The 20,700-nt window shown below is 48.9% G+C and carries 19 protein-coding genes and 1 riboswitch; of the genes, 9 read left to right on the top strand and 10 right to left on the bottom strand.

All coding sequences use genetic code 11. The features are described from left to right. Window positions 1-360: IS66 family insertion sequence element accessory protein TnpB (gene tnpB, locus FJM67_RS12225; protein ID WP_140589676.1), on the bottom strand; the 360-nt coding region annotated here is incomplete at its 3' end. Then, a complete protein-coding gene (tnpA, locus tag FJM67_RS12230) occupies window positions 357-662 on the bottom strand; it encodes an IS66 family insertion sequence element accessory protein TnpA (protein ID WP_140589678.1) in 306 nt (101 codons plus the stop codon). The genes tnpB and tnpA, both read right to left, overlap by 4 nt. 237 nt (window positions 663-899) lie before the next feature. On the opposite strand from tnpA, the gene FJM67_RS12235 reads away from it, so the two are divergent. Both FJM67_RS12235 and FJM67_RS12240 read left to right on the top strand, forming a co-directional pair. Then, window positions 900-1,856, top strand: coding sequence for a glutathione S-transferase family protein (locus tag FJM67_RS12235; protein WP_140589680.1), 957 nt, complete (start codon window positions 900-902; stop codon window positions 1,854-1,856). Window positions 1,857-1,886: 30 nt separating this feature from the next. Then, on the top strand, window positions 1,887-2,705 hold the full coding sequence (locus FJM67_RS12240) for a hypothetical protein (RefSeq protein ID WP_140589681.1): 819 nt from the start codon (window positions 1,887-1,889) through the stop codon (window positions 2,703-2,705). Window positions 2,706-2,713: 8 nt separating this feature from the next. On the opposite strand, the gene FJM67_RS12245 is transcribed toward FJM67_RS12240, so the two are convergent. Both FJM67_RS12245 and FJM67_RS12250 read right to left on the bottom strand, forming a co-directional pair. Beyond that, window positions 2,714-3,385, bottom strand: a complete 672-nt coding sequence (locus FJM67_RS12245; RefSeq protein ID WP_140589683.1) for a zinc metallopeptidase — start codon at window positions 3,383-3,385, stop codon at window positions 2,714-2,716. A 183-nt stretch (window positions 3,386-3,568) separates the two neighbouring features. Continuing rightward, window positions 3,569-5,461: a diguanylate cyclase gene (locus tag FJM67_RS12250; RefSeq protein WP_181161495.1), complete on the bottom strand. Its 1,893-nt coding sequence runs from the start codon at window positions 5,459-5,461 to the stop codon at window positions 3,569-3,571. A gap of 233 nt (window positions 5,462-5,694) precedes the next feature. Further along, window positions 5,695-5,892: riboswitch (cobalamin riboswitch) on the top strand. A gap of 46 nt (window positions 5,893-5,938) precedes the next feature. Between FJM67_RS12250 and FJM67_RS12255 the strand changes: the two genes are divergently transcribed. From FJM67_RS12255 to FJM67_RS12285, 7 genes are all read left to right on the top strand, one after another. After that, window positions 5,939-7,765 carry a TonB-dependent receptor domain-containing protein gene (locus tag FJM67_RS12255; protein ID WP_140589686.1) on the top strand — a complete coding sequence of 609 codons (1,827 nt, stop codon included), beginning with the start codon at window positions 5,939-5,941 and terminating at the stop codon, window positions 7,763-7,765. A 15-nt stretch (window positions 7,766-7,780) separates the two neighbouring features. Next, window positions 7,781-8,683, top strand: a complete 903-nt coding sequence (locus tag FJM67_RS12260; RefSeq protein ID WP_140589687.1) for a cobalamin-binding protein — start codon at window positions 7,781-7,783, stop codon at window positions 8,681-8,683. Next, entirely contained in the window at window positions 8,670-9,671 is a 1,002-nt protein-coding gene (locus FJM67_RS12265; RefSeq protein WP_235890055.1) for a FecCD family ABC transporter permease, read from the top strand. The genes FJM67_RS12260 and FJM67_RS12265 overlap by 14 nt, the downstream gene beginning before the upstream one ends. Further along, complete coding sequence (locus FJM67_RS12270) at window positions 9,668-10,444, top strand: ABC transporter ATP-binding protein (protein WP_140589689.1); 777 nt, start codon at window positions 9,668-9,670, stop codon at window positions 10,442-10,444. Before FJM67_RS12265 ends, FJM67_RS12270 begins: the two co-directional genes overlap by 4 nt. Window positions 10,445-10,641: 197 nt before the next feature. Next, a complete protein-coding gene (locus tag FJM67_RS12275) occupies window positions 10,642-12,630 on the top strand; it encodes a cache domain-containing protein (RefSeq protein WP_140589691.1) in 1,989 nt (662 codons plus the stop codon). Between the two features lie 154 nt (window positions 12,631-12,784). After that, window positions 12,785-13,384, top strand: coding sequence for a YitT family protein (locus FJM67_RS12280; RefSeq protein WP_140589692.1), 600 nt, complete (start codon window positions 12,785-12,787; stop codon window positions 13,382-13,384). A gap of 110 nt (window positions 13,385-13,494) precedes the next feature. Beyond that, on the top strand, window positions 13,495-14,829 hold the full coding sequence (locus FJM67_RS12285) for a DUF2252 family protein (protein ID WP_140589694.1): 1,335 nt from the start codon (window positions 13,495-13,497) through the stop codon (window positions 14,827-14,829). 3 nt (window positions 14,830-14,832) lie between these two features. On the opposite strand, the gene FJM67_RS12290 is transcribed toward FJM67_RS12285, so the two are convergent. The 6 genes from FJM67_RS12290 to FJM67_RS12315 all read right to left on the bottom strand — a co-directional run bounded on the left by FJM67_RS12290 (window position 14,833) and on the right by FJM67_RS12315 (window position 20,638). Continuing rightward, window positions 14,833-16,143, bottom strand: a complete 1,311-nt coding sequence (locus FJM67_RS12290; RefSeq protein ID WP_181161496.1) for an NAD(P)/FAD-dependent oxidoreductase — start codon at window positions 16,141-16,143, stop codon at window positions 14,833-14,835. A 289-nt stretch (window positions 16,144-16,432) separates the two neighbouring features. Then, window positions 16,433-17,431, bottom strand: coding sequence for a branched-chain amino acid aminotransferase (locus tag FJM67_RS12295; protein ID WP_140589698.1), 999 nt, complete (start codon window positions 17,429-17,431; stop codon window positions 16,433-16,435). Window positions 17,432-17,608: 177 nt separating this feature from the next. After that, the gene (locus FJM67_RS12300) at window positions 17,609-18,496 is read right to left on the bottom strand and encodes a carbon-nitrogen hydrolase family protein (RefSeq protein ID WP_140589699.1); all 888 of its coding nucleotides are present in this window, start codon (window positions 18,494-18,496) and stop codon (window positions 17,609-17,611) included. Then, window positions 18,493-19,077, bottom strand: coding sequence for a GNAT family N-acetyltransferase (locus FJM67_RS12305; RefSeq protein ID WP_140589701.1), 585 nt, complete (start codon window positions 19,075-19,077; stop codon window positions 18,493-18,495). Before FJM67_RS12305 ends, FJM67_RS12300 begins: the two co-directional genes overlap by 4 nt. A 36-nt stretch (window positions 19,078-19,113) precedes the next feature. After that, a complete protein-coding gene (locus FJM67_RS12310; protein ID WP_140589703.1) occupies window positions 19,114-19,521 on the bottom strand; it encodes a ketosteroid isomerase-related protein in 408 nt (135 codons plus the stop codon). A 178-nt stretch (window positions 19,522-19,699) separates the two neighbouring features. After that, on the bottom strand, window positions 19,700-20,638 hold the full coding sequence (locus FJM67_RS12315) for a choline ABC transporter substrate-binding protein (protein WP_140589705.1): 939 nt from the start codon (window positions 20,636-20,638) through the stop codon (window positions 19,700-19,702). Window positions 20,639-20,700: the final 62 nt, after the last annotated feature.

Raw genomic sequence — 20,700 nt, forward strand, 5'->3', positions numbered from 1 at the left:
TGCCTCATAATGCAAGGTTTTATGGCCTTGCATTAGGCTAAGATCGTAGCCTTCTAACAGCCAATTAATTTGCTCACCGGTGAGGGATACCAACTCCTCTGAGGCTTTGGGCCACTTAAACTTTTCTTCTGCTAAACCTTTGTAATAGAGCACAAAGCCGTTGTCTTCCCACATCACGCACTTGATCTTATTGCGATGCCGATTAGTAAAGGCGTACAAGGCTCCGGAAAAAGGATTGTGCCCTAGTTCTTGCTCGATCAGCACCGCCAGTCCATGGGCCTGCTTTCTAAAATCCACCGGGTCTCGATACAAAAAGATCTGGGGTAAATTCAATGCAGGGCGTAGATAACGAGGTTTCATAAAGCCGCTACCAGATGGGACACCAACGAGACATTAGTCACATCAATACCACGAATGATCACCCCATTGGGGAGCAAGATTTCTAGATCGCTAGAAGGCATAGAAGGCGTTGCCAGCGCTACCGGCACTAATTTCGATCCCGTTGTCGAGTCAGCGGCAGGCAAAAACTTCTGCCGCCAATAGCTAAACTGATGGTACACCAAGCCTTCTTGTTCACAGAAGGCTTTGATGGACAGGCCAGAGGCTCGCCACTTTTCGATATGGTCTGCCCAAGCCTGGTTTAACGCTGTGTTTGCATTCATATTGTGTGCTCCGTGGATGAATAGACGAAACACAGTTTGGGCGGGGTCAAGCGCGAAAACTAGAGGCCGATTTAGTGACGCTTACCCTATTTCAGTAAAAAGCAGAGCCCCGATGCTGTTGTACGATTGTTTCTTCAAATGCAACAAAGTGCTTCATATTAAGAGACTAATATAATGAACGGAAACGCGCTACATTAGCGTCATTGAAGTGAACAAATTTAGTGAATGGGGTGACAAATGTTAGTAGATGGCAAATGGGTAGAGAATTGGCAACCAGTACAAGCAACCGATGAAAAAGGAGGCTTTGTGCGTCAGACGTCCACATTCCGTGATTGGATTGTGCCAGCGGATCAAGCTACCGAAGATACCAAGTTTGTCGCCGAAGCGGGGCGCTACCACCTTTACGTGGCGTACATCTGCCCGTGGGCATCTCGCACCTTAATGGCACGTAGCCTAAAAGGTTTGGAAGACGTGATTAGCGTGTCTATTGTGACCCCCGTGATTACCGACCAAGGTTGGCAGTTTGATGGCTTCCCTGGTAGTACCGAAGACCATATTAATGGCGTGACTTACATGCACGAGCTTTACACCAAAGCCGACCCAAACATCAGTGGCCGTGCGACGGTGCCGGTGTTGTGGGATAAGAAAACCGGCACCATCGTCAATAACGAGTCTGCCGACATCGTGCGCATCTTGAATAGTGGTTTTGGCGAACTGGCTAATAACGACTTCGACTTGTACCCAGAAGCCTTGCAAGCTGATATCGATGCACTCAATGAGAAGGTGTACCCAAACTTCAACAATGGGGTTTACCGTGCCGGTTTTGCGACGACCCAAGCAGCCTATGATGAAGCTTACCGGGATGTATTCGCAACCTTGGAATGGTTGGAGCAACGCTTAAGCGATGGTCGCTCGTTCCTCTTTGGTGATCAGTTCACTGAAGCGGATATCCGATTATTTGTTACCCTGATCCGTTTTGATGCCGCGTATCACGGTATTTTCAAATGTAACTTGCACATGCTACGTGACTATCGCTATCTTGATGCCTATGTTGTGCGGGTTTTGGATTTGCCTGGTATTCGTTCTACCGTGAATCTGGCCCACATTAAAAAAGGGTACTACTCCATCAAAGCGCTAAATCCGACTCGTATTGTGCCACTGGGCCCAGATATGAGTGCTTACGGCTTGGAATAGTCCCATCATTTAATTGGTTGGGGGCGTGAAATGTCTAGTTTGGTATCTTACTTGGGCGAAGAGTTTTTGGCGGTGGCCAGTGCCTATACCGAGACCGATAACCATGGCATGGCGGTGTACATCTGCGGTGTGCGCCCCCAATCTGACACCCAACTAACGGTGAAGCTACCAAGTGGGCATCGCTTCGAAGTCGGCCAACTGGTTACCTTGCATTTGGACAATCGTACCGGTGTGTCAGAGTACGATGCTGATCTAAAGGTGTATCGAGCCTCATTTAAGGGTCGAGTCGCGGCAATTTCTACCTATGAGGTGCTGGTCTCCGCAGTAGAATACCAGTTGTTTTACGGTCTTACGGTGGTGAAAGAATACCGAGAGCCAGGCTATGAATTTCCCCAAGATATTCGCCCTCCCCAAGCTATCGCTGACACGCCCCTTACTTACGTGCCAGCGGTGGATATGGAAGAACAGGACAACAAAGTTGGTGTCTTGTTTACCTATGCGGCAGGCCAGCCCCATTCTACAGTGTTGGCTTTTTTGTCCTCGGAAGAAGACGATATTTTCTTCATCACCTTCCGTGGCACTTTCAAAGAACAAGTGTTAAGCAAAGACTCCCGCTGCTACTTTGCCATCGACGGGCGCGCTTCCTTTACGTTCGAACATGCCATTGAATGGAACTATAGCATTATTCAAGGTAGAGTCTTTGAAGTGCCGAAGGATTCCGACTTGTTTATCGATATTCGCGAGCGCTTCATCATGAAGAATCCGTGGGAAATGGGCTTCTTCAGTCACCCAGATGTGGTGATGTTTCATATTCAACCGGAGCACGTTGTCTGCCCCGGTCACGGGTGACAAAATCGTTAGCGAGGCAAACGCCAGAACAGCAAAATATTCCGTAATGCCGCCGCCACATAGGTCATGGCGCAGGCAGTGAGGATGCGTTTGATCTTCGGTAAGTCCCGCTCACTGACGTAATTACCTTCCCGTAAAATGGGTAGTGCCTTATTGAAACTGGCATCCCATTCTTCCGGCAAAATTGCCAACTGAATAAATACCGTCATTATCCCCATCAAAGCGACGACGCCGATATGCAAAACAGGTAGATAGGGCAGGCGTAAGGCTAAGCTTAAGATCGGCCAGATAATCAGTAGCAAAAACGCCAATCGTTGCAAACGCATTGCCCATGGTAAGTAGCGGGTGCGCAACTTGGCCACGGTATCCTGCCGGTGGTGGGCGATAGCATGACCGACCTCGTGGGTCGCCACGGCCACGGCAGTGAGTGATTGACCGTCATAGACATAAGGGCTGAGGCGAATTGTCTTGGCAAGGATATCGTAGTGATCTTGGCCTTCTTGCCCAACCTCGACGGTCACGCCCTCCAATTGATAGCGTTGGATTAAGTGTCGCGCCAGCTCACCACCCGTGCCGGGCAAATCCACCCGCAAAGCTCGATACTTGCTCAGTACCCGCTTGACCCACAGACTGGGGCCGAAAAAGAGCAAGATGACAGCGATAGCAACCAAAGCGACCACGGAGTTACCTCAATAATTGTGGTGAGCCAGACAAGGTAATAGACATTAAATTACATTAATATTCAAAAAGCTTATGCACTAAGTGGTAGGTTGACCCCAAGAACATTAGAAAATTCCCTCTTACTACAAGGTTAGAACGTTGCCCCACTCGTTACGATTGATGGCTCAGTTCACCGAGCGTTTTTAAAAGGGTAATTGTTCTACTCGGTTTCTACCGTTTGATTTGGCTAGATAAAGCGCATTATCCGCGGCTTGCAACAGCTTTTCTGGATTAGCCTGGGGTGTTGGTATGGTTGTCGCCACCCCGATACTGATGGTTACCTGGAAAGGTCGGGTGCCGTAACACAGTTTCAGTGAAGAGACTTGGGTGCGAATCTGCTCGGCAAACTTAGCGGCGGCTGTAGCATCCATCCCTGCGACTACTAAACAGAACTCTTCTCCGCCATACCGAGCACAAAGGCCATGGGCTTCGTTGTCGGCATTTTGTTGGAGTATTTGGGCAATCTGACGTAAGCATTCATCACCCGCTTGGTATCCGTATTTGTCGTTTACCTGTTTGAAAAAGTCCACGTCTAAAATTAGGACGGACAAGCTAAGTTGTTGCTGTAGGCAGGAGCTAAACGAGTCTTTAAACGCTTTATCAAAGTAGCGACGATTATAGAGACCAGTTAGTCCATCTACTCGGCTGATGTGTTCTAGCTCGTGGTTGGCTTGTTCTAGAGCCCCCATGGCTTGTTTTAACTCGAAAGTTTGTTCCTCGACCTTTTGTTCTAGCTCTTCTTTTGCTTGGCGCTCCACGGCAAGTGCATGTTGCTGAGCAGCCAGCTCCCGACTTTTGGCCATTAAACTTTGCTGCTCGTAGTAGATTGATTGGGACTCTGCGGCAATACGCTCTTTCCGTTCCCGGCCAATGCGCTCGGCCAAGGCCATAGAGAGCAGTAATACTTCGATGACAAAACCGACAAACTGGAAATAGTACAATTCTGTGCGGTAGGCAATGATGCCGGTAAGCCCCAGCATTAGTAGGAATGTGGAAAAGATCAACATGCTCCAAGCGATGGTCATATACTTGCCGGAAATATCCCCTTGATACCAACGGTAGGCAGATACCGTGAAGCCGGCGATGCAGCTTATCGTCCCGACACCGTCAACCAGATAAACTTGCCAAGGGGTCGGAAAAATAAGCACCTGTAGCAGCACCATTGCCCAGGCCAATACGGCAATATCCCCCGATAAACGCAGCCAACCACCCTGTTGTGGCAGCTTGAGAAAGCTGCGGATAAACAGAGCGGCGGCAAAAAATGCTAACGAGGCGGTGAAGCGATAACCATGCTCGTTGAGCCAGTCGAAGTCATGCCAAATATAAGCGCTACCGATGCCGGTAACCGATAGGGTGTATAAAATGATGGTGGAAACATACAAACAGTAATAGGCATAGCTCGAGTCCCTCACATAAATAAACAGGGACAGGTTGTAGCCCAACATGGCGATCAAAATGCCGTAGAAAAGCCCAAACATCAGATGATTTTCAACCGCCTGCTGAATAAATGTTTTTTCCTTCACCAAGGAGACGGGAACGATCAGCTTTTCTTCGCTGGTGACCTTTAAAAATAAGGTGTACTCATGGTTATCGGCCAGCATAAGACGTACCGAATAGGGGTGTTTATCTGCAGAAAATGTCTTTGCAATCCGCCATTGATCAATACTGCCATTTTGGCCGAGGCGATTATTGCTTCGATCATAGAGATACCACTCCAAAGAGGAGATGCCAGACCAAGGTACATGGAGCACCCAAAACCAATTATTTAACACACCGGTACGAAAGTCGGTTTTAAGCCAAATACCGGGTTGATCGATATTGATATTAAGGGGGGACTGTAAAACGGGTTGCCATGGCAAATCCTCCCGCTTAGTAAGTTCATTGATATAAAGCGCAGTCGTTGTAAGGTAATGGCTGTTTGGACCAAGATCGATGACTTCGCTGGTTCTATCCAAGACAGGGGTGGAGTTTGCCAGAGCTTGAGGAGCGACAGCAAATCCAAACAGAGATAAGAGGATAGAAAGAAAAATAACCATATAGCAGTGTTCCAGAGCAAACTGCATTACCCTGTAACTATATCAGAGCAAGCTCAATAAGACAGGAATCATGTTTGAGATATAGCATTCTATGTCAAACACTATGCAAAAATATTGTAAACAACTGTGTTTCTTGGTTACGCAATGTGGTCTGAACGCTTGAATGCTACTAACTGCGAAGTACTAATATGGAGTTGAACTTGATTCATTCTGCTTCTGGCTGGCCTGTGGTAGAGTACGCGCCTGTTATAGGTTGCCAGGGTACGCTCTGGCACGAAGAGGGAAGTTGGTGTGAATCCAACGCTGCCCCCGCAACGGTAACAAAGACAAGCTTTATCGAAATGCCACTGTGACAGCGTGTCATGGGAAGGCGATAAAGTGCGCGTAAGCGGCTTTGAAGTCCGGAGACCTGCCTATAACCGGGGGCTTTGCCTGCTCACCATAAATGGCAAAGCTTAGGTTCACCACTGTGCGGGCGTGCTCAGTGCAACAAATCAGATAAAGACCATGACTTCTAAAACAGACTCCCTACCGGCGTTTGCGAAAACCGCAGCGGCCCTAAGCATTCTTGCCGCCATTTCCAGCCAAACCCTTGCTGCAGAAACCGAGCAAAAAGATCCGCTACTGATCGTCATCACCACGGCGACCACTACCCCAATTACCGCTTCGGAATCATTGGCTTCCGTGACCGTGATCGATAAAGACGACATCGAAAAACAACAACCCCAAGAAATGACCGAGCTACTGGCCGGGCAGCCAGGGGTGGATATCACCACCAATGGGGGGTATGGGAAAGCGACAAGCTTATTTATGCGTGGTGCGAATAGCAGTGGTACTAAGTTACTGATCGATGGCGTTCCTCTCTATTCTGCTACGTTGGGAGTTGCTCCATGGCAGTATTTAAATCCTGCATTATTTGAAAGAGTCGAGGTTGTCAGGGGACCAAGGTCATCACTATACGGCTCGGAAGCTGTGGGTGGAGTAGTTCAGCTTTTCCTAAAGGACAGTCGAGAGGATTCTATTGATTTCTCCGTGGAGGGAGGGTCGTTTAATACTCAAGGAGCTCAAGTTAGCGCTAGTGGCAATTTAGGAAATACTAGTATTCTTTTGTCAGGGAGTACGTTCCAAACAGATGGAACCAAATTAAAATTGGACGAGGAGAATAAAGCCTACAAGAGTGGAAGCCTTCTTTTTAGAGTCGCCCATAAAATTAGTGATAGAACCAACCTGAAACTGCTTTATATGAATGGTAATGGTCATAGCGAGTATAGTGGAGGAGAACTTGATTACAACCTCCATGTTGCAAATATTGGGGCAGATTTCCCAGTTTTGAAGAACTGGGATAGTTCGATCAACTTCAAAGAGTCCTCATTAGATCAATCCTATGATAGCGGGTCTGAATTTAACTCCATTAATCAGGCTGTTCGGTGGAGTAACGTCGTCTGGGCTAATAACAGCGATTTTGTGTTTGGAGCTGAGTACTCCGAGGACACAGCTGATGTTTCTTATGATACTCCTATAAGAACTAATTCTGCGATTTTTGGGCAAGCTACAGGGTATTTTGGTAAATGGACCCTACAAGCTAACTTGCGATCTGATGAAAATAGTCAGTTTGCAGGATCTAGCACCGGGGGTATCTCACTCGGATTTCAGGCCTCTACCAATATCAAGATCAGAAGCAGCCATGGTACGGCATACAAAGCCCCAGATTTCAGTCATCTGTATAGCCAATATGGTAGCCTTGAGATTAAATCGGAAGCCTCGACGTCGTCAGAGTTGGGCATAAGAGGTGATTATGGATCTAGCTACTGGGATTTGGCTTTTTATCAGTCGGATTACAATGACATGATTGCCTACAACAGGAGCACCAAAAAATATGAAAATATTCAAAATGCTAGGGTTCGCGGTATCGAATTCGCCACTGGCGCAAAGCTAGCCGAATGGTCATTAGGATTTAATGCCACCCTAATGGATCCAGTAAACCTAAGTGACGGGGATAACCATGGTAAGCGATTGCAACGCCGAGTTGAAAAATCGGCTCGAATTGATGTAGACCGTGGCTTCGAAAATTCCTCCCTTGGTTTCACGGTTGCGGGTTACGGTGATCGTTACGATGATGCGGCGAACACGGAATTATTACCGGGCTACGCATTACTAAACCTTCGCGCGAGCTATGATTTTGCCAAAGACTGGAACGCGAAATTCACGGTGAAGAATGCCTTGGATAAAGACTATGAAACAGCCGGGGGTTATAAAAACCCCGGTGTTGGTGCGTTTTTAACGGTGAATTACTCGGCGCTGTAAGCAAGGAAACCGACCATGAAGACACAATCTAAGCTCTTTGCATTTACCTTGGTGCTGGGTGGGTGTCTCTGGTCGTCTTTTGCTTTTTCTGTCGATGGGGAGCTCTGTGTGGTGGACGATAAACAGCGCCAAGTGTGTTTATCAAGCCCAGCCCAGCGTATCGCTGCCTTGTCCCCCGGTGCCACTGAGTTGGCCTACGCCGCCGGCGCGGGGGATCAAGTTGTGGCGGTGGTGTCTTACAGTGACTACCCCCCAGAAGCGAAACAGGTTACCTCCGTGGGCAGTCATACCCGTCTGGATATGGAGCGTTTAGTCAGCTTGCAGCCAGATTTGGTGCTGGCTTGGGGAACGGGCAATCCGTCGGAACAGGTGGCCACGTTAGAGCAAATGGGCATGACCATTTATTTTGTGGAACCCCATGATTTTGAAGGGATTGCCTCTTCAGTAGAACGTATTGGTGAATTGGCTGCTAGTCGAGACGTCGCGGATCGAGTTGCGGCGGAATTTCGCCAAGGCATTAGCGAGCTGCGTGAACGATACCAAGGAGCCGAGCCAATACGCACCTTTTACCAAGTGTGGGATTCCCCGCTGATGTCCATGAATGGCACCCACTACATCAGTAAAGTGGTGGAGTTATGTGGTGGCGTGAATGTGTTTGCTGATGCACCCCGGTTAATCCCTCGTTTAAGCCAAGAGGCGGTATTGCTGGAAAACCCCGAAGCCATTGTGGCCGGTGGCATGGGGGAAGAAAATGCCCATTGGTTAGAAGCTTGGAAAGCCTTCCCAGAGTTACAAGCGACTAAGCAAAATAATCTTTTCTTTGTACCGCCGTCCTTGATTCAGCGCCCCACGCCAAGGGTATTAGATGGTGCCCGCATTCTCTGTGACAAGTTGGATCTAGCCCGTGGCCGCCGTTAATACGGTGCTGGCATCTGTGGGTAGGGTGCAAACCCCGCTTTGGGGGCTGTTGCTACTCTCTATTGTTACGCTATTGTTTGCGCTTACCCAAGGTAGCGTCAGTCTATCCCCTTATCAGGTGTGGCAAGCTTTTACTGGTGAAAGTGCCACACTGGCGAATACCTTGGTATTAGAGCTGCGTTTACCACGTATTTTAGCGGCCTTTGCCACCGGTGGATTGTTGGCTGTTGCCGGTGCTCTGATGCAGGTGTTATTGCGCAACCCGTTGGCGGAGCCCTATGTATTGGGCATCTCCGGTGGGGCTTCGGTAGCGGCGTTGTTGGCGATCTTGATCGGTGTATCAGGAGTTTTTCTTTCCGGTGCCGCGTTTGTCGGCGCGATTGTTTCTACGGTTCTCGTATTCGGCTTAACCCAATTAAAAACAGCGGCTTCCTCATTACGTTTGTTGTTAACCGGTGTGGTGATTGCAGCGGGGTGGGGAGCCTTGATTACCTTGATCCTAGCGTTGGCACCACCACAAAAACTCCCGGGCATGTTGTACTGGTTGATGGGGGATTTAGCCTATGCCGGTTCCCCTTGGCCCGCTTGGGTGGTTTTGGTGGCGGTCTGCCTGATTCTGTTTCCCTTGGGCCGTAGCCTCAATGTGTTGGGTCGTGGTGCGCTGCAAGCGGCTTCCCTTGGGATCAATGTCAAACGACTGGAGCGTGGGGTATTTGTATTGGCAAGTGTGCTAACGGCGGTGGCCGTCACTACAGCCGGTAGTGTGGGTTTTGTCGGGCTCGTTGTACCGCATCTATTGCGCATGGTTCTAGGCAATGATCAGCGCATTATCTTGCCGGCCAGTGCCTTGGCCGGTGGCTGCCTGTTAACCTTGGCAGATACCTTAGCGCGTACCGTGATTGCCCCAGAGCAGTTGCCCGTCGGTGTGATTACAGCCTTGCTTGGGGTGCCGACCTTCCTGTTGTTATTGCATCGGGGGCGCCTATGAGTCAGTTACGCTTAGATCAGCTGGTGGTGGATATTCCTTATCAGCAAAGCGGCTTTGCTCTAGATGTGACGATCGAGCCGGGGCAAGTGTGGGGAGTACTTGGCCCAAATGGGGTTGGCAAAACTACCTTGCTGCATACCCTAGCTGGTCTAAGAAACGCCCGCTCTGGTCAGGTGGTATTAGATGATGTGCCTCTTACGCAAATGTCGCGAGGCGCGATTGCCCAGCAAATTGGCATAATGTTTCAAGAGCATCAGGATGGCTTTCCTGCCACGGTGGCAGAAACGGTGATGCTCGGTCGCCATCCTCATCTTTCTATGTGGCAGTCCGAACAGGGAGACGATCGCCAGTTAGTGGAAGAAGCTCTTAAGGCGCTGGAGCTGTCCTATCTTAGCCAGCGACAGATTTATCAGCTTTCAGGTGGTGAGCGCCAACGGGTTGCATTAGCCATGCTACTGGCCCAGCAACCGGATATTTGGCTGGTAGATGAGCCGACCAATCATCTCGATCTACATCATCAGGTGAGCGCTATGGCGCTGTTGCAACGTCAAGGAAAACAGCAGCGCTGCGTAATTGCTTCTTTGCATGATGTGAACCTAGCTTCCCAATGGTGCACCCATGTCTTGCTTATGTACCCCGACCGTGCGCCACTTTGGGGAGAAGCCCGAACTTTACTGCAGTTAACCAACCTAGAGGCGCTATATCAACAGCCTTTAGCAGTTGCTGAAGTGGATGGTCGCCCCATTTTTGTTCCTCGAGTCGCTCAAGACTAGCTATTTTCATTCAGTCTTAGTGCGTCGCACTGTTCTCTGCTTCTTTTATGTGCCAATGATTGGTTACATTCTTTAACATATAAAGTGTTTATTTGTTAACCTATTGATTTATATCGAGATGATAATTTAGCGATCTGTGCCAGTTGGCAGGGCACTTGCTTTGCAATGTCAAATTTTGATGTTAGGAGCAAACTCGTATGGATTCCTTTATCAGCGCCTATGAGCAAAAGCTGAAACAACTCATCTCTGACGTAAATTATTACGACAAAAATCTAAAATCCTTAAGTGACTGGTGGGGCAAGATCGCCTTGATTGGCAAGATCAATAGCCTCGATGTGGCTGCGACGATTTTAGAAGATATGGATACAGCCCGTTCCAGCTTTCACGAGTTACAAGACCGGTTGATTCAAAAGTTGGTATATCAGCACGCCCGCAAAGCGATTTTGCATCACCAGTCCCGCTGTCAGATGGCGATTGATGTCTTAATTCGCAACCTGTTTGAACGCACCGCCGATATTGGCTTTTTAAGTTCGGATTCTGCGGTGATTAACTACATTCTACAGGATACGCGAAGTGCCGATGATGTAGTGGCTATGCGTCAGCGCATGCAGGACTATGTAGACAAGTACACGGTATATAACGATGCCCTGATTTTGTCTAAGCATGGCGATGTGCTGTTCCAGTTGAGTAGTGACCGTCCGCAGCCGGCGATTTATGAAGATTGTGTTAAGCAAGCGTTGGCCGCACCGGATGATTTTGTGGAATACTTCGGGCCGTCGGCTATGCGCCAAGATGGGAAGTCCCACCTGTTTTATCTACACAGTGTGCGCGATGGTTTTGATGTGATCGGGGTGGTGGTGCTGTGTTTTCGTTTCCGTAACGAAATCACAACCATTTTTGAGCAGCTTAGCGACGACGATGAAGTCCCCTATGTCATCGTCAATGAGAAGGGCGAGGTGCTCAACCAGTTACGTAAGCATGGGGATTTCCTGCCGAAATATATCCCCAATCCAGATCGACCAAGTGTCTTAACCCATAACGATACGGAGATGTTATTGGTGAGCACTCCGGGCAATCCCTACCAAGGCTACCCTGGCCCCAAGGGCTGGCGGGCTTGTGCCCTGATGCCCATGAAAGGCTTTGCGAAACGATTAGAACGGGACACCAAGTTACTGGATAGTTTGCCGCCATTAAAAGAGCTGCCACGCCTATTTTCCAATGACCTGTTGGATATCCGTACTCGATCTACCTTGATCAATAATGATCTCGAATTGATCGTGTTGAACGGTATCATCACGGCGGCACGCAGTGATTCAGCGGAGTTTATGCCAGTGTTAGAGGCGATCAAAGGGATCGGTCGAGACATTGACTCCATGTTTGCCAAATCCATTGAGTCCCTCTTTTCGACGATCTTGTTTAGCCAATTGGATGAGGTGAAATTACAGGCGGAGCTGGCGGTAGATATTGTCGACCGAAACCTGTACGAGCGTGCTAATGACTGTCGCTGGTGGGCGCAAAACCCCAGTATTCGGGAAGCCTTGGCTGAGCGCCCCGTTGATAAAGCCAAAATTACGCAGACATTACGTTTTATTCACCGACTGTATACGGTTTACCATGAGTTGTATGTCTACGATAAGGAACGTCATTATGTGGCCCTATCTACGGAAGAAGGACAGCAATTCCTTGGTGCAAAAGTAGGCGAGCAGCAAGCCACCGGACAAGCGTTGGAGTTAAAAGATATCCAAGAATATAGCGTGTCGGCGTTTGCTCCATCGGATCTTTATCATCACCAATCTACCTATATTTACAATGGTGCCATTCGTGATCCAGACGCTCCCCAGAAAGTGATTGGTGGTATCGGCATTGTGTTTGATGCGTTTGTGGAGTTTCAAGCGATTTTGCGCGATGTATTACCCAAACATCACGATCACGAGGCGTTTGCGGTATTTACCGATGAGCAAGGTCGCGTGATCAGTTGTAGTGATGATCGCTACGCGGTGCATGATGTATTTATGCCAGATATCCCGTTGGACAAACTTAAATCCCAAGGTAGTCTCGCGGTGCCTTATCGCTTGGGGGAACATCACTATCTGATGGGTGTTGCCTTATCTCAGGGATATCGGGAGTTTAAAAAGCAAGACGGCTATCGAGCCCCAATTTTAGCTTGGGTATTGCTACCCTGTTGATCGTGAAACTTGTGCGGATTTTGCCGCTGATGGGTGCAAAATCCGCCAACTTCATTAATAATGCAATGCAAACGGTCCGCGTTAGGGCTTTCACAAGAAGCCCGCGTACCCCATTGGCTACCAAAAGTAGCTGTATGTAATTGAGGACAAGGTTATGAAACTGACTCACCAATGGCTTTCTATTGTGGAAGGCTGTCTGCTAGTAGCTTTAGGGCTGCATCTACTGAATGCTTCTGGGTTGTTAATTAGTGGTACAGCTGGTCTTGGTATGATCCTAGGCAAGCTAACTGGCCTGTCATTTGGGCTACTGTTTTTTCTGTTGAATATCCCATTTTATTACTTAGCTTGGCGCGCTTTAGGTAAAACCTTCACCCTGCGCACTTTTGCGGCTATTAGCTTATTGTCACTGCTGTCCCAATGGTTCGAGCACAGCATTCATATGGCGATTCACCCCATCTTAGCCGCTGTACTAGGCGGTTTGTTAACAGGCTTTGGTTTGATCATCCTGTTTCGTCATAACGCCTCATTGGGGGGCTTGAACATCTTGGCAGTGTATTTGGAACGTCGCTTCGACATTCACGCCAGCCGCACTACCTTGGTGGCGGATATTATGATTCTAATTGCCGCCTTTTTGGTGCTCGATAGCACCGCTTTAGCTTTCTCATTATTGGCATTTCTGTGTTTAAGTTCGGTAGTAGGGCGTTACCATCGACCACCTAAATGGGCGCAAGTGGGAGAGGTAAACCGCACCTAGCCTGTTGCCCAAAGACAAACTTTGGTGCCATTTTCTGCGAAGTCATGATTTGAGTGGTACACTTCTGGCTTTCTGATCATTCCTACACCGCGAGACTTGGGGGAAAACGGATGCAAGAACGGGCAAACGAGCTACTACAAGTGATGGGGCGCGTCGATGGCGTTGAGCCAGGTTCAGGCTTGGCGAAACATCAAAAAATGGCGACCAGTCCCTTTGTGATGCTGCGTGGCGCGGCATCAGTCTTCTATAGCGATCTGGCCTCGTTGCGCTTTTCCCTACCGGCAGAAATCGAATCTTGGCCCCTCACCATGGTGATGGGTGATTGTCATGTTTCAAATTTTGGCCTGTTTAGCGAAGAAGGCTCCCATGGGGAGGACATCATCTTTGCACCCAATGACTTTGATGACGCCTGTGTGGGTCATGCTGGATGGGATTTGCTGCGTTATGGTGTCAGCCTTATTTTAGCCGCAGACCATTGTCATGGGGTACAAGATGGTCGTTATATTCCTGATGTCCCATTCGCTAATCTCAAACGTTTGGAAGAAGACTCAGTCGCGGAAGCGCTAGCTCGTTTTCTAGCGGGTTATCGTCTTGCCTGTGAGCAGTTAGTCAGCGGCGCTTGGGATTATCGCCAAGTGCTACAGGGTTTTCCCAAGGATCATGTGCTGCATAAACTAGAGCGTAAAGCGCTTAAACGCCAAGCCGGTGGTGAGGATTTCTTCACGAAAAGCTCTTTAGCAAAAGCCGTCGATTTGGAACAATCTCCGCTGAAATTTCGCTCTATACCTGAGCGTTTCGCGCCATTATCCGCTGCCGAATACCGGGAGCTAGAGCAGGTATTTGGCCCTTATGTGGATGACCAAATCGTTGATGCGGTGGAGCGCTTGGGAGCGGGTACTGGCTCGGTGAATATGAGGCGTTTCTATCTCTTGGTTGGCCCCGGTAAAAAAGCGAAAACAAAGGATTTGCCGCTTTATCATATTGTCGAAGTGAAAAAACAGCGGGCGGCTGCGCCGTTATACGAATTCGAAGACCTTAGCCCGGTGAATCTACTATCTCCTGCTCACCTTACTGTTGTTTGCCAACGCCGCATGCAACGTAGCCCTGATTTGGTACTTGATGAAGTGCGTTGGAAAAAGGCCCATTGGCTGGTGCGCTCTCGTCACCATGCCCGAGTTGGGGTTGATCCCGAAGATATTTGCTGTACCAAACGTGCATTGAATGGAGGCTTTGCGGACTACGCTGAGCTCTGTGGTCAGGCCCTGGCCCTTGCCCACGGTCGCAGTGATCGCCGTTCCCAGTATTTCGAGCAAGCTGTATTAGCCACCCCCGATGAAGCGTGGCAGGCTCTGATCGAACTGCAGCAGGAGTATGCCGAGCAGGTCAAACAGGATTGGCGCTGGCTGGCGTCGATCGAAGCCTCGCCAGCGCAACCGGACTGGTAACGGTTAGATAGGTGTATAGCCGTGGAGCATCAGGTCATACACTGGCCGAATCATGGACTTTTCCATTACCCAAGCCAGCTTGCTTTCAGCGAGTGGATCAACCACTTGAAAGGGTAGGGCAGTCATGGGCTCAATGGTGTAGTCAAATTCCCAAAGCATGGCGTGCCCCACATCCAAAATCATTGGGCAGGACGTGTAGCCACCCCATTTTGCCGTGGGCTCTTTACCAGTGACGAGGGCTGTAATGTTGCTTGCCACCACAGGGATTTGCGACTTCGCAGATGCTGCGGTCTTGCCGATGGGGGTGCCCACGTTATCGCCAATACCAAATACGTTGGCAAAGCGTTTGTGCTGCATGGTGTACTGATCTACTTCTAGATAGCCTTTGAATGTGTTGTTATCCGCGAGCTCGGACTCGCGCACACTTTTCACCGGTGACATGGGGGGAACAACATGGATGAAGTCCCATTCGGTGGTGGTTGTGCCATTGGCGCTGGCAAAAGTGGCGGTTTTAGCGGCACTGTCTATGGCTGTCAGAGTATGTTGTCGATGATCATTGATGCCGCGCTGTTGCCAAATTTCTTCGAGTTTGTTGTTAAAGACCTTTACCGCAAATAGGTGACCTTCTGAGGTAAAGTAGTCAAACTGAAAGTCATCTCGATGGCCTGTTTCTCGTACAAAGTACTCTACTAGATTGGTCGCTTTCATTGGCGCGCCAGCACATTTCATTGCCCCTTGGGGGCGAGTAAATACGGCTTTGCCACCCTTGCTGTTGGCAAAATCTAGGGCGGCTTTGTGGCTGGCAATGCCGGCTTCGGGGCTAAAGTAAATACTGTGAATACCATCTTTACCAATTAGCTTAGTATCCATTCCCTCAATCATATCGTAACGCAGTTCTAACCCAGCTCCGACGACGAGATAATCGTAGGCGATAGTTTGTCCGCCGGCGGTAACAACCTGGTTTTGCTGTGGACGGTATTCAACTACGCTATCCTGTAGCCAGCGAGTGCGGCTATCTAGGTAGGTTTTGTTAGCAGAGATCACATCGTCCCGATCTTGATAGGAGCCAGCTAATAAAAGGGTCTGTCCAGGCTGATACCAATGATATGGGCGGGGATCAATCACCGTGATACTAATGCCATCCAAGAAATGGTAAAGCTGATTTGCCAAGCCCGTTCCCGCTGCGCCGCCACCAACAATCACGATGCGAGCTTTACTATCCACTTTACTTAATTCCCAATAGCCCAGTCCAACCGCTCCGAGAGCACCTAAGCCAACGCCTGTTTTTATTAGATTGCGACGAGTAATAGGCATGATCGCCTCCCTATCAATGTTTGCAATACCTCTAGTCATCACGAGAGGTATAAAATATTAGATTTGTCTAAAATATAGGCTTTATATAGGGAGGTATCAATATTTATTTAAGATTTATCTAATGTTTTTGGTGTTCAGAGTATATCTAAAGTCATTACCAATCGGGTGCCAGTGGACATCCTCGATCAGTGGCATGATCTGTTGCTCATCTCCTAGAAGTAAAAAAGCCCTTCTTGTGGAAGGGCTTCGTTACGTGATGCGCTTGGTAGGGCGTGTTTAGGTGGTTTTACTAGGCGATTTTAGTTAACCAGTTGTGCTTGTCTTCGGCTTTGCCCCATTGAATATCATTCAAGGCTGCGCGTAGTTTGGTGGCCATTGGGCCAATTTCACCATTGCCGACAGAGTAATCTTTGCCTTCATGAATTAACGTGCCGACAGATGTTAATACTGCTGCAGTGCCAGACAGCATGGCTTCTACGCCCGGCTTCGCGGCACGCTCTAGTAGTTCTGATACGGTGAAGTCACGCTCAGTCACTGTCATACCAAGGTCAGCCGCTAAGGTTAGGATAGAAGAACGAGTGACGCCGTGTAGGAAGCTAGAGTCTAGCTTCTTGGTGATGATTTCATTGCCATCCACCAAAAGGAAGTTTGCCGCGCCAGTTTCGGTGACATCACCTTTTGGACAGAACAGTACCTGATCCGCTTGGAACTCAGCTTTCGCTTTTAAAGTCGGTTGTAGGGCGCTGGCGTAGTTACCACCGCTCTTGATCATACCCATGTGTGGTGCACAACGCATACCGGACTCATCCAGCAGCAAACGCAAGGCACGGGCGCCGCCAGCAAAGTAATCCCCTACCGGTGATAGCAGAATGTACAGCATGGAAGTAACAGAGGGTGCCGCTGCTTTACCGACCGCAGGCTCAGTACCAAAGTGAGTCGGACGAATGTACATAGAACCCGGAGGAGCAGGAACATCGGCAGCAAATTCTGCCACGATGTCTTTAATCATCTGGGCGACTTGCTCTTCGTTCAGCTCAGGCAAGCCCAATAAACGGCTGCTTTGCGCTAAACGTTTGATGTTTTGATCCATGCGGAACACATGGACGCTACCATCTTCGTGACGAAAAGCTTTCAAGCCTTCGAAACAGGTGCTGGAGTAATGTAGTACGTGGGCACCAGGATGAAGCTGGATGCTGTCAGAAGAAACGATCTGAGACTCAGACCATTGATTGTTGTCGAATGTTGCCAACGCCATTTTTGGCATGAACACGCTACCAAAAGCCGCCATTATAGATTCCTACTAAATGAATAAAATGATCACGTATGCTTTGCCCCTTTGCCGCGCATCACCGCGTTGGGGCAAGATCAAGATACTAAAACAGTTTCTGATACTAAGAAAGTGAGATTGCCGCTAGAGCCTTGTTTTACGGCAATTTTCACTATTTCTAATGCAGATTAGATAAGTTTACTGTCCGTTCTGTACCGGTGCCGTGGGTGAGAATTGCTTGTCCCAGTCTCGGTGGTTAAATACTTGTCCTTCAGCACGGATGCGGGCGATCTCGGATAGATCCAATTCGGCAAACACCCACTGGGCATCAGACTCGGAACCTTGGCGCAAAATACCATTATCTGGGAAACCATAATCCACTGGTGTATAGATGCTTGCCCGTCCGGTATTAATATCTACCGCTTCGGACCAAGGTGCCAAACCAAAGGTTGGGGCTTGCGCCACATAACACTGATTTTCTAAGGCACGGGCTTGGCAACCAAGACGGACTCGGTGGAAGCCTGCCTCGGTATCCGTGCAACTGGGCACTAAAATCAAGTTAGCCCCAGCCATTACTTGTTGGCGAGCCAGATGGGGAAATTCCGAGTCATAGCAAATATTAATGCCAATCGTACCCAAATCGGTTGCTATTACCTGAATTTGATCACCGGCGCTGATATGCCATTGCTCGTTTTCGAAGCGTGTCATGATGAGCTTATCTTGAAAGCCCAATAATCCCTGTGGGCCAAACAAGTAGGCGCGATTGACGAACTCGCCATTGGCCTGTTGTACTGGGTAACTGGCCGCAAGGATCATCAGGTTATAGCGCTTCGCTAACTCGTTATGCAGAGCATGCCATTGGGGTAACAGCGTCTGCATTTCATGGAGTTGGCGCTGTAAATCTTTATAAACGGCTTCGCCAAACAAAGACGCCAGCTCCATCGAACCATACTCGGGGAACACCGCTAGACTCGCTTGGTTTTTAGCCGCTTGTGCCACCCATTGTTCGAGCTTCTCGGCGAAATCTTCCCACCGTTGAAAGAAGCCAATATCGTATTGGGCAGCAGCTAGGGTAAAGGTGCTCATAGGGCTTTCATCCAAAAGGTCATAGGTTTAGGGGATTCGTACGCTTCGCCGATTTCTTTCCAACTGAAGGTAGTAGCTAGTTCAGGGTGCTTTTTGTAGCCGCGATTACGCCAGAAATCATCCAGCGGCACAAAGTCTGCGGGTCGCATGGGGTGATCATCTGGGCGTTGAACGCCACAGAAACAGGACCACTTACAGCCGAGCTCGCGGGCATGGGCTTCACGTTCATTAAAGAAGGTCACGCCAGCACCCTGGCCGCGATATTCTTGAAGCAGTACTGATTCACCGCAATAGAAAATGTCAGCTATCGGTAGGTTAGCGCCTTTGAAAGGTTGCAGTACCTCATCGGTCTCTTGGCTTAAAGGTAAACCGGTAGATGCCCCGACGATGTTATCACCATCAAATGCGAGTACGACAACGCTACCTTGACCTTGAATATAGGTCTGTAGGTAGCGTTCCTCGTAGGCGAGATCCCCTTCATAAAGATAGGGGAAATCACGAAACACGCGGATACGTAAGCGGGCCAGTTCGGGGATATAGCGCTCTAATTCAGCGCCGGATAAACGTTGAAATGTCAGCATAACGCTCCGTTAGTGAACTTTCTTTAACGCCAAGACTTACGCGGAAACCTGAGCAATCCAGTCATTCAAGTTGTAGTAGTTGGTTACCCGGGCCACTTTACCTTCTTTAATGTCGAAGAATGCACCAGCTGGTAAATTGTAAGTCTGACCATTGGCTTCCGGTAAACCGTCATCGGTGGCGAGGTATTCACCTAACACAGTGAATTCTACCGCAGCTCGGTCGCCAGCCTCATTGGTGGTGATGGATAGGTCAACGATTTGTTCTTTGTAGTTGCGATTCATGCGCTCCATGAACGCTGCAAACGCCTCTTTACCCACTTCCCGATCACCTTGGTTGATATCGTGAATCACATCGTCGGTTAGCAGGGACAGAAACGTCTCCATGTCCTGCTGGTTGAAAGCGGCATAGTAGTCTTGAAGTAGGGCGACTGTAGCTTGATTCATGGTCATCTCCGCGCAAAAATTGGCATCCTAACCTGCTGGGTTTGATTGTAAACAGGCATTTGAAAAATAGGCACAAGGGTGGCGCAAAATGGCAAACGTCGTAGCCATTCCAAGAAAAGGCGTGACATAAAAAAATAGACCGACGGGCGTGCTGCCAAGCCGGTCTAGGTGGGAAGGATTATAGGTTCAAGGAGGCTTTAACTGCCGCTAAACCGGGTTGCCCAGAAGCCGTAGATACGCCATCTAGCCAAGTATCTAGAACACCAGGATTCTCCTGCAACCATTTCTTCGCCGCTGCTTCAAACGACATACCATCGTCCGTCATGGCAATAACCGTATTTTCCATATCTAGAGTGAAGGTCATATTGTCGATCAGCTTGGCCACATTGGAGCATTCTTGCATATAGCCTTTGCGGGTAACCGTATGAATCGTGGCACCACCATAGTTGGGGCCAAAATAGTCATCACCACCCGATAGGTAGGTGAGGTCAAAATTGACGTTCATTGGGTGGGGCTCCCAAGCTAAGAAAACGATGAACTTATCCCGACGCACGGCACGGGAAACCTGTGCTAGCATGGCCTGCTCGCTGGACTCAACAACACGCCACCCTTTTAAGCTAAAGTCGTTCTTGTCGATCATCTTCATCAAGTTGGCATTGGCTGGAGAACCTGCACCGATACCATAAATACGCTCATCGAACTCATCCGCAAATTTATGCAGATCGGCAAAGTCTTTGACTCCTTTTTCTGCCACATAAGTCGGCACAGCTAAGGTAAACTTCACTCCGGTCAGGTTAGTTTTGACCACATCAATGTCATTTTTATATTGCTCAATAAAGGCGTTCTGAGCTGGCATCCAGTTACCTAGGAAAACATCAATCTCACCATTTTTTAAGCTCTCGTAACCAATAGGTACTGATAGCAGCTTAATGTCGGTTTGATAACCAAGGGCATTCAATACCGTGGTCGCTAAACCATTTGTGGCACCAATATCCGTCCAGCCAGGGTCAGATAGGTTTACGCTCTGACATTGGGCGGGCTCTGCTGCCATAGCGGTTGCAGTGGCCGCGCTAATACAGGCGGTGAGTAGAGCGTTTTTTAGTAAATATGTTCTCATTTGTGAGTTCCTTGCTGTCATAGTTATCGTCATCGTCGTAAGCAAAACGCCGCTGGCTCGCG

Origin of the sequence: Maribrevibacterium harenarium (genome assembly GCF_006385675.1) — a bacterium.
GTDB lineage: Bacteria > Pseudomonadota > Gammaproteobacteria > Pseudomonadales > Marinomonadaceae > Marinomonas > Marinomonas harenarium.